The sequence below is a fragment of the Methylobacterium trifolii genome (genome assembly GCF_022179685.1).
GTDB lineage: Bacteria > Pseudomonadota > Alphaproteobacteria > Rhizobiales > Beijerinckiaceae > Methylobacterium > Methylobacterium trifolii.
This window is the reverse complement of the sequence record NZ_BPRB01000297.1, coordinates 1-6,892: the sequence shown is the minus strand read 5'-3', so window position 1 is coordinate 6,892 and position 6,892 is coordinate 1. Positions and strand designations below refer to the sequence as shown.

Genomic DNA, 6,892 nt, shown 5'->3' with positions numbered 1-6,892 from the left:
CGCCTCGTCGGCGGCGGCCTGGGGCAGGGCGCGCAGACGCGCGAAGCGGGTCGGCCGCGCCACGAGCCGCACCCGCCCGCGGGGAACCCCGAGATGGTCGAGTATCTCCCAAAAGAAGTGCGGCGGGGCCGGCCCGTCCCGGTCCCAGGTGCTGAAGACGAGGGGGGTGTCGGGATCGAACCGGGCGGAGGCAGCGATCCGCATCCCGAAATCGGCGACCATGTGCCCGAAATGGTGGCTGACCGGGCCACACCAGAGGCCGGCGCCCGCCCGTTCCGCCGGGCCTTCCGTCGCGTCGGGCCGCGCATCGCAGCGGATCGGAACCGGACCGCGGCAGTGGCGCAGGACGATCTGGAAGGGAAAGTAGGGCCAGTCCGGGCCGCCGCGGACGACGCCTAGGGACTTGGCCAGCGCCATGGCCTGCGTCGGGTAGACGACGACGTCCCGGAACTCCAATCCGCGCGACCGGTAGCGGACGATGTCGTGCCAGAAGTCCCGGCCGATATCCTCGAAGAGATTGCGGCTCAGGATCGAGATCGGCATCGAGACGCGTGCTTACCCCGGCCGGCCGGTGCAGCGAGTGTTCCCGCGGCCGGCCCCATGCGTCAAGCCGATCGTGGCATCAAGGGTTCGGCGAGGCCGCCCTATGCCGGCTCGGACTTGGGCGACAACGGGCTATCCTGTTAACCGGATCGCCTGTTGTCATTTCGTCGGATTGTTTTAGACGAAAAAGTAACACCTTGCTCTGCGCCGACCATCGAACCGAAGACCGGGCATGCGCTTCTTCAAAATTGGATCGACCATGTCCGGCCCGGTTTCACCGATTGACGTCCGCAGCGCCGCGAGCCTGACGCTGGCCGGCATCGTCGGCGGATTCGCCCTGGTGGTGCTGGGCGCCAACGTGGTCCGGTCCGCGCAGGCCGAGGATGCCGACATCTTCGGCTTCCTGCGCCAAGCCTTCGGCGCACCGCCTGCGGTGCGGGAGGTCGTGTCAACCCCGGCCGCGGAGCCCCGCCGGGGCTGGCGGCGGCGCACGGCCGGAAACCGGCCGCAGAGCCGGCGGGAGACCCTGCGCCAGATCCGCCACGAGCGGCGCGTGGCAAGCCGGCCCACACCGGCACGGCCGCGCTACGTCTCGCTGCCGGCCGCGCCCCAGGTGCCGAAGGTCGCACCGGACTTCTCCGGCCGCGTGGATGTCACCTTCGTCCGCGAGGAGAACACGGCCTACCGGGCGGCCCTGTCCGGCAAGGCCGCCGCGGGCTGGCAGAACGCGCGCCAGACCCTGTGCGTGCGGATGTGCGACGGCTACGCCTTCCCCGTCGGTCGCCTCGACAGCCTCAAGGACCTGCCCGTGCACCAGACCGCGTGCGCGACCTCCTGCCCCGGCGCCGAGACCGCCCTGTTCACCCTCGCACCGGGGGAGGAGGACGTGACCCAGGCCAGGAGTCTGGCCGGAAAGCCATACGGCAGCTTGAGGACGGCCCTGGCCTACCGGCAGAAGCAGGTTCCGGCCTGCGCCTGCCACGGGCCGGGTCAGGTGGCGCTGCCGCGCCTGCCCTTCGGCCAGGACCGCACGCTGCGGACGGGCGACATCATCGCCGGCACGCGCGCGGCCTACGTTCTGACGGCCGGGCGGACCCAGCGCTTCGTTACCCTGCGCCAGGACCGCAGCATAAGCCGGCCGGTGCGCCAGCAGCTCGAACGGGCCTTCGGCGGCCTGCCTGGCGAGAAGATCCGCGTCCGGCTGTCGGCCCTGCCGACGGAGCCCGCCCCCGCCGCCGACCCCGCATCCGGGGGCGTGCGCGTGGTGGTGCCGTCGCCGTACTGATCCCGAGGGCGAGGCGTCCGGGCCGTCAGGTGCCGTCCACCCGCTCGATGTCGAGGGAAAGGCGCGCGCGCAGGACGACGCGGCCGCCGGCCTCGCGCACGAGGGCGAGATAATCCTGTCGTTCGGGGACGGGCGCCAGCCCCTGCGCGATCTTCGAGAGGATGCGGACGAGCTTGCCCCGCAGGGCCGCGTCGTCGGACAGGTCGAACCCCTCCGTTTCCTTGACGAAGTGGATGCCGTCATGGAGGTCGATGAAGTAACGGGGCATCGCGCGACACCGACGTGGGAATTATTCCCACTTAATATGGTACCAATAGAAGCCCGTCGAGGCCACGTGCGGTCGCAATGTCGTCGGGAACGCTCGTTCCTAAGGGCCGACGCGAACCGTAGCGGCAGAGGGGCCCTCGCTAGGAAATCGACCCTCGGCAAGAGAAGCCCGCCGCGGCGCCTGCCGGGCGGGCTTACCCTCGACCCGTCCGTGAGCTGCCGGACGTGTCCTGTCGTCAAAAGGCTCGGAGACCTTGGAGCGCCAACGGGCGTCCGCGCCGATCGTTCACGGGTTTGCCTGCGACGGGGCGACGCGGGCGGCGGCGGTGCCAGTGCCTTCGTTTGCGGCGCCGGATGGCAATTTCGCCACAAATCCGGGTAGTTTCTGCAAGCTGCGGTCTCACCCCACGCGGCAGGACGCCGTGGCGCGCCCGAGGCGCCCGGCAGAGCTCCCGACGCCGCCCGGACGATGGCCGCCCCGCCCAGCCGGGGCGAGCCCGAGCAGGATCTCCATGTTCTTCCGCAGACGCACCACGCCCGCGCCGAACCCGATCACCCTGGACGAGCCGTCGCTGCCGAACCGGCTCTCCCCCCGTTCCCCCGACGAGGCGATCAAACCCACCGCCGCGCCTCCGCCCCCGGAGCGGCCGGAGCGCCGCCGAGGCGGGTTCTTGGCCACGATCAGCGGGCTGCTCACCTTCGCGGTGGTGATCGCCATGGGCGCGATGCTGGGCCTGACCCTGTTCCAGCGGCAGGTGCAGGAGCCGGGCCCTCTGCCGGCCGACAAGGTGGTGGTCATCCCCTCTCGCAGCGGCACCGGCGAGATCGCCGAGATCCTGCGGCGCGAGGGCGTGATCGCCCATACCGGCCTGTTCGAGTTCGCAGCCCGCTTCTCCGGCAAGCCGCCGCTGAAGGCCGGCGAGTACAATTTCAAAGCCCATGCCAGCATCGGTGAGGCCATCGACACGGTGACCACCGGCAAGCAGGTGCAGCATGCCGTCACCTTCCCCGAGGGGCTGACCTCCGAGCAGATCGTGGTGCGCCTGAACGAGAACGACATCCTGACGGGCGAGATCGGCGAGATCCCGTCCGAGGGCTCGCTCCTGCCCGACACCTACAAGTTCGAGCGCGGAGCCACCCGCCAGCAGATCGTCAACCTGATGAAGGCCAAGCAGAAGGAGGTGCTGAACCAGATCTGGCTGCGCCGCAGCGCCGAGGTTCCGGTGCGCACGCCCGCCGAGATGGTGACGCTGGCCTCCATCGTGGAGAAGGAGACGGGCCGGGCCGACGAGCGTCCGCGGGTGGCCGGCGTCTTCGTCAACCGCCTCAACAAGCGCATGAAGCTGCAATCGGACCCGACCATCGTCTACGGGCTGGTGGGCGGGCGCGGCACCCTGGGTCGCGGCATCCAGCGCTCCGAGATCGACCGGGCGACCCCCTACAACACCTACGTGATCGAGGGCCTGCCCCCGGGTCCGATCGCTAATCCGGGCCGGGCGGCACTCGAGGCCGTGGCCAACCCCTCGCGCACCAAGGACCTGTTCTTCGTGGCCGACGGCACCGGCGGCCACGCCTTCGCCGAGAACCTGGAGGGCCACCAGCGCAACGTCGCCCGCTGGCGCCAGGTAGAGAAGAGCCGCCAGGCGCCGCCGGACGCGGTCGACAAGGCCGAGCCCCCCGCCGACGGCGCCGCTCCGCCCCGCGCCTCCGCCTACGCGCCCGGCTCCAACGCCTTCGCCCTGGACGGCGCGACGCAAGGGCCCCGCCCGCGCGCCTTCGACGCCTCCGAGGGTACCAAGCTCGACCCCCTCAGGAACAAGACCTACGACCTGGGCTCGCCCAAGACCGTGCCGGCCCTGAAGCAGCCGTGAGTGAGGGCGCGCCGCCCGGAGACTTGATCGGCCGGCCGGGTTTTGGGCCTTTTGCGGGGGTTGGGCATCGGCCATCAGCCCCCGTCCGCGCAGGCGCCTTCTCCGGCAATGGTTTGGACGTGGGCGGTGCAAGCGCGGCGCACCTGCGGGTCCGCGATCCCGGAGAACAGGCGCAACAGCTCCAGAGCCTCGTCGGCCGTCACCGTCGCCCCGCGATCCGGTGCGGGGTACGGTCCGAAGACTGCGCCCTCGGGCAGGCCCAAGGTCTTCGCGATCCGCCCGAGCGTAGTGGTGGGAGCGTCGTCCATCTCAGCCGCCTCCGCACGCATGAAAACCACCCGGGGGACTGGCATACCAATCTCGTGTACGGTGTCTTCACACGTCGGTGAGGCAACGCAAGACTTATCAACTCACGATTGCGTTAGCGCTGAAATTGCAAGCTGTGCGACCATAGGCGATAAGGCGGCCGACAGGTCTTCGACGGCCCGTGCGCGCGTCCGCGATCAGAGACGCTGACTGGAGGAACGGATGTCGTTGGCGGCCATGGCGGACCCCGCTCTGCGTGCTGCGGGAGTCGTCGGTATCTGGGATACCGACGTTCCGGCAGGCCGGTCCGTGCTCGACGCGGGAGCCGCGGCGCTGATGGCGGGCGACCCCCGCCTCGCCGGGCAACCCCTGCCGATGGAGATCGCCCTCGGGCGCCTGCATCCGGACGATCGGGGATGGGTGTTCGGACAGATCCGCCGGGTGCGCCGGACGGGCGGTCCGTTCGCGGCCGAGTTCCGCGTCCTCGACCCGGCCGGCAACGTGCGCTGGGTCCTCAACCGCGGCTGCCTCGCGCCGGACGAGACCGGTGCGATGCGCGGGCTCGGCGCCTATATCGACACGACCGACGCTCACCGGGGGCCGTTCCTGCCTGCCGCCGCGTCCGACGGGCCGGCCGCGGACCCGCTCGCCGAGGCCGCGGACCACGCCATGCGGGCGCACGCGGCGATCGTCCGGAGCGAGAACGCGCGGCTGCGGCTCCTCGTGGACATGCTGCTGCTGGAGACCGGCCGCACCCTGGCACGGCGCCGGCATCCCTGATGCAGAGCCCGGCCGGCTCTGCATCGCACCGAAGATCGTGCTAGACCGGCCTTCCCGAGGCGAAGAACACCGCACGAGAATGATCGCGAGCATGACCGGGTTCGCCCGGGCCGCCGGCAGTTCCGGGCCGGTTCAGTGGGCCTGGGAGGTCCGCAGCGTCAACGGGCGCGGGCTCGAGGTGCGGCTGCGGGTGCCGGCGGGCCACGACGGGGTCGGCGAGGTGGCGCGCACCGCCCTGCAGAAGACCCTGGCCCGGGGCCAGTGCCAGCTCTCCCTCACCCTGACGAAGCCGGAGACGGCCGCCCGCGTGCGGGTCAACGAGGCGCTGCTGGCGAGCCTGGCGCAGGCGGTCGCCCGCGTGCCGGTGCCCGAGGGGCTGGCGCCGGCCACGATGGACGGCCTGCTCGCGATCCGGGGCGTGATCGAATCGGAGGAGGAGGCCGCCCCCGAGACCGAGACGCTCGCCCGCGACCTCACGGACGGGGTGGTCCGGCTGGTGGCCGACCTCGTCGAGGCCCGCCGCGGCGAGGGGCGGCAGCTGGAGGCGGTCGTCACGGCCCAGGTCGACCGTATCGCGGCGCTGACGCAGGCCGCCGAGGATTGCCCGGCCCGCCGGCCGGAGCACGTGCGGGCACGGCTCGCCGCCGCGGTGGCGGCCCTGACGGAGGCCGGCACCCTCGATCCCGAGCGCCTGCACCAGGAGGCGGTGATGCTGGCCGCCAAGGCGGACGTGCGCGAGGAGCTCGACCGGCTCGCAGCCCACGTCGCCTCGGTGCGGGAGCTGTTGGCGACTGGGGGCGCCATCGGCCGGCGGCTCGACTTCCTGGCCCAGGAACTCGGGCGCGAGGCCAACACGCTCTGCGCCAAGGCCAACGACGCGAGCCTGTCCCGGATCGGACTCGACTTGAAGGCCGTGGTGGAGCAATTCCGCGAGCAGGTTCAGAACGTCGAGTAGTTTGCGATCATGACCATTCAGCCACGGGTGACGGCAGGGGCGCGCGGATGACGGAGCGGGCCGAACGGGTGTCGGAAACAATCGCGCGGCGCGGGCTGATCCTGATCCTGTCCTCGCCCTCGGGGGCGGGCAAGACCACCCTGACGCGGGCCATCGCCGACGACGGCGGCTGGGGCCTCGACCTGTCGATCTCGGTCACGACGCGGGCCCGCCGCCCCTCCGAGATCGCGGGGCGCCACTACCACTTCATCGAGCGCGAGGCCTTCGACGACCTGCGGGCCCGCGACGAGATGCTGGAATGGGCCGAGGTCCACGGCAACTTCTACGGCACCCCGCGCCGCCCGGTGGAGAAGGTCCTGGGCGCCGGCCGGGACATGATCTTCGACATCGACTACCAGGGCACCCGTCAGGTGCGCGCCAAGCTCGCCGACGACGTTGTGACGGTGTTCATCCTGCCCCCCAGCATGGCCGAGCTGCGCCACCGCCTGGAGCGCCGGGCCGAGGACAGCCCCGGCACGATCGAGAAGCGCCTCGCCAACGCCCGCGTCGAGATCCAGCGCTGGACCGAGTACGACTACGTCATCGTCAACGACGACCTCCAGAACGCCTTCGACGCCCTGCGCGGCATCCTGGCCGCCGAACGCCTGAAGCGGACGCGCCGCACCGGCCTCGGCAGCTTCGTGGACGGCCTGCTCGGGGAAGGGCAGGGGGGCCTGATCTAGGTTCGCCGCCCGCCGCGGCCGCCTCGCCCCCGTTGCGGCTGCGGGGGACACGGGTTTTGACCGACTGCAATCCTGAGCCAATCCTGGCTCGCGCGGCTCCCTCCCCCCTCTGCGGGGGAGGGTGGCCCGCGAGCTAAGTCGGGAGAGGGGAGCGCCGCATCCG

Annotated in this window: 8 protein-coding genes; 5 read left to right on the top strand and 3 right to left on the bottom strand. The window is 71.5% G+C overall.

Annotated elements, in window-relative coordinates; translation table 11 throughout:
* The coding region (locus tag COGEMETH_RS22380) for a glycosyltransferase family 61 protein (RefSeq protein WP_238184904.1) at positions 1–543 on the bottom strand (543 nt) is incomplete at its 3' end.
* A gap of 259 nt (positions 544–802) precedes the next feature.
* On the opposite strand from COGEMETH_RS22380, the gene COGEMETH_RS22375 reads away from it, so the two are divergent.
* A complete protein-coding gene (locus COGEMETH_RS22375) occupies positions 803–1,828 on the top strand; it encodes a DUF2865 domain-containing protein (RefSeq protein WP_238184903.1) in 1,026 nt (341 codons plus the stop codon).
* A gap of 25 nt (positions 1,829–1,853) precedes the next feature.
* Here the strand turns inward: COGEMETH_RS22375 and COGEMETH_RS22370 are convergent, their stop codons facing one another.
* Positions 1,854–2,096 carry a DUF6894 family protein gene (locus COGEMETH_RS22370; RefSeq protein ID WP_238184902.1) on the bottom strand — a complete coding sequence of 81 codons (243 nt, stop codon included), beginning with the start codon at positions 2,094–2,096 and terminating at the stop codon, positions 1,854–1,856.
* 511 nt (positions 2,097–2,607) lie between these two features.
* On the opposite strand from COGEMETH_RS22370, the gene mltG reads away from it, so the two are divergent.
* Positions 2,608–3,966 carry an endolytic transglycosylase MltG gene (gene mltG, locus COGEMETH_RS22365; protein WP_238184901.1) on the top strand — a complete coding sequence of 453 codons (1,359 nt, stop codon included), beginning with the start codon at positions 2,608–2,610 and terminating at the stop codon, positions 3,964–3,966.
* A 74-nt stretch (positions 3,967–4,040) separates the two neighbouring features.
* Here the strand turns inward: mltG and COGEMETH_RS22360 are convergent, their stop codons facing one another.
* Positions 4,041–4,274, bottom strand: coding sequence for a hypothetical protein (locus COGEMETH_RS22360; RefSeq protein WP_238184900.1), 234 nt, complete (start codon positions 4,272–4,274; stop codon positions 4,041–4,043).
* Positions 4,275–4,509: 235 nt separating this feature from the next.
* Here COGEMETH_RS22360 and COGEMETH_RS22355 point away from each other — a divergent pair, with 235 nt between their 5' ends.
* The 3 genes from COGEMETH_RS22355 (at position 4,510) to gmk (ending at position 6,729) form a co-directional block, all read left to right on the top strand.
* Entirely contained in the window at positions 4,510–5,052 is a 543-nt protein-coding gene (locus COGEMETH_RS22355) for a PAS domain-containing protein (protein ID WP_238184899.1), read from the top strand.
* Positions 5,053–5,143: 91 nt separating this feature from the next.
* Positions 5,144–6,007, top strand: coding sequence for a YicC/YloC family endoribonuclease (locus COGEMETH_RS22350; RefSeq protein ID WP_238184898.1), 864 nt, complete (start codon positions 5,144–5,146; stop codon positions 6,005–6,007).
* Positions 6,008–6,054: 47 nt separating this feature from the next.
* On the top strand, positions 6,055–6,729 hold the full coding sequence (gene gmk, locus COGEMETH_RS22345) for a guanylate kinase (RefSeq protein WP_238184897.1): 675 nt from the start codon (positions 6,055–6,057) through the stop codon (positions 6,727–6,729).
* Positions 6,730–6,892: the final 163 nt, after the last annotated feature.

Bases quoted from the DNA above. Each gene is read 5' to 3' on its own strand.
- COGEMETH_RS22375 (WP_238184903.1), top strand. From the start codon at position 803: ATGTCCGGCCCGGTTTCACCGATTGACGTCCGCAGCGCCGCGAGCCTG.
- COGEMETH_RS22355 (WP_238184899.1), top strand. From the start codon at position 4,510: ATGGCGGACCCCGCTCTGCGTGCTGCGGGAGTCGTCGGTATCTGGGAT.
- gmk (WP_238184897.1), top strand. From the start codon at position 6,055: ATGACGGAGCGGGCCGAACGGGTGTCGGAAACAATCGCGCGGCGCGGG.
- COGEMETH_RS22350 (WP_238184898.1), top strand. From the start codon at position 5,144: ATGACCGGGTTCGCCCGGGCCGCCGGCAGTTCCGGGCCGGTTCAGTGG.
- mltG (WP_238184901.1), top strand. From the start codon at position 2,608: ATGTTCTTCCGCAGACGCACCACGCCCGCGCCGAACCCGATCACCCTG.
- COGEMETH_RS22370 (WP_238184902.1), bottom strand. From the start codon at position 2,096: ATGCCCCGTTACTTCATCGACCTCCATGACGGCATCCACTTCGTCAAG.
- COGEMETH_RS22360 (WP_238184900.1), bottom strand. From the start codon at position 4,274: ATGGACGACGCTCCCACCACTACGCTCGGGCGGATCGCGAAGACCTTG.